The 1,668-nt window shown below is 51.4% G+C and carries 2 protein-coding genes; one reads left to right on the top strand and one right to left on the bottom strand.

The window, feature by feature from the left end; translation table 11 throughout:
* The coding region (locus VU18_RS19825; RefSeq protein ID WP_047757964.1) for an amino acid ABC transporter ATP-binding protein at positions 1-445 on the bottom strand (445 nt) is incomplete at its 3' end.
* Between the two features lie 248 nt (positions 446-693).
* Here VU18_RS19825 and VU18_RS08310 point away from each other — a divergent pair.
* On the top strand, positions 694-1,641 hold the full coding sequence (locus VU18_RS08310; protein WP_013523972.1) for an aldo/keto reductase family protein: 948 nt from the start codon (positions 694-696) through the stop codon (positions 1,639-1,641).
* Positions 1,642-1,668 lie beyond the last annotated feature (27 nt).

Below are 1,668 nucleotides of genomic sequence, written 5' to 3'. Positions count from 1 at the left end.
GGGCGATGGCGACGCGCTGCTGCTGGCCGCCGGACAGCGCGGACGGATAGGCGTTCGCTTTGTCCGGAATGCCGACTTTCTCCAAGTAATACATGGCGATCTCGTTCGCTTCTTTTTCAGACATGCCGAGCACTTTGCGCGGCGCCAACGTGATGTTTTGCAAGACGGTCATGTGCGGGTATAAGTTGAAATGTTGAAACACCATGCCGATATTGCGCCGCAGTTCGTTAATGTTGATGTGTTTGTCGTTCACTTTGATGCCGTCTACGATCAATTCGCCGCTTGAGATCGTCTCGAGCCGGTTGATGCAGCGCACGAGCGTACTTTTGCCCGAACCGGATGGCCCGATAATGACGACGACTTCCCCTTGGTTGATCGTCAAGTTAATGTCTTTCAACACATGAAAATCGCCGTAGTATTTGTTGACTTGGTGGAAATAAATCAATAGCCCCCCTCCTTTGTGACAAATTTGTGAATGTTTTTCGAATTGATTGTAAATGCGCATCTACGAAAATCTACGGAAATCTACAAAAATTTTGTGAATCGATTGAAAAAGACGATGATGGACGCAAAGAAGGGGAAGTCATTTTTTGAATAGTAAGGCAAATCTCTTTGCAAATCAGCGATCGAGGATTATAATGAGGACATGAAGAATTTGGCATTGATTGCCGTCAAAAGGAGAGGGGAGCGAAGGTGAAGTATCGAAAACTCGGCCGCACGGGGCTGAAAGTCAGTGAGATTAGTTTAGGCAGCTGGCTTACATATGGAAATTCGGTGGAAAAAGAAACCGCGATCCGCGTCATTGACAAGGCGTACGAACTTGGCATCAACTCGTTTGACACAGCGAACGTCTACGCGCGCGGGGAAGCGGAAAAAATCGTCGGCGAGGCGCTGCGCAAATATCCGCGCGAATCGTATGTCATCGCGACGAAAGTGTTTTGGCCGATGGGCGACGGCCCGAACGACCGCGGCCTGTCGCGCAAGCATGTGTTTGAGCAGCTCCATGCGAGCTTAAAGCGGCTGCAACTGGATTATGTCGATATCTACTACTGCCACCGCTATGACAAAGAAACGCCGGTCGATGAGACGTTGCGTACGATCGATGATCTCGTCCGCCAAGGAAAAGTGCTGTATGTCGGCGTGAGCGAATGGACGGCCCAGCAAATTCAAGAGGCGCTCGGCGTGGCCGACCGCTACTTGCTCGATCGGATCGTCGTCAATCAGCCGCAATACAACATGTTTCACCGTTATATTGAAAAGGAAGTCATCCCGGTGTGCGAACAAAACGGCATCAGTCAAATCGTCTTTTCGCCGCTCGCCCAAGGGGTGCTGACCGGCAAATACAAACGAGGTCAAGCGTTGCCGGCTGACAGCCGCGCCGCTGATCCAAGAGCGAATACGTTTATCCAAGGATTGCTCAATGACGAAGTGTTAACGAAAGTGGAACAACTCGAAAAAATCGCGGCTGAGCTTGGCATTACGTTGTCCCAGCTTGCCCTCGCTTGGGTGCTGCGCCAGCCGAACGTCGCCAGCGCCTTAATCGGCGCCAGCCGCCCGGAACAAGTCGAAGAGAACGTCAAAGCGGTCGATGTCGTGCTCAGCGAAGATGTGCTCGAGAAAATTGAGGGGATTTTGGCGTAAAAGAGGTGAGGGTGTCCCAAAAGGATC

The sequence above is a fragment of the Geobacillus sp. ZGt-1 genome (assembly GCF_001026865.1).
GTDB classification, from domain to species: domain Bacteria; phylum Bacillota; class Bacilli; order Bacillales; family Anoxybacillaceae; genus Geobacillus; species Geobacillus thermoleovorans.
This window is presented reverse-complemented; position numbering and strand designations above follow the sequence as displayed.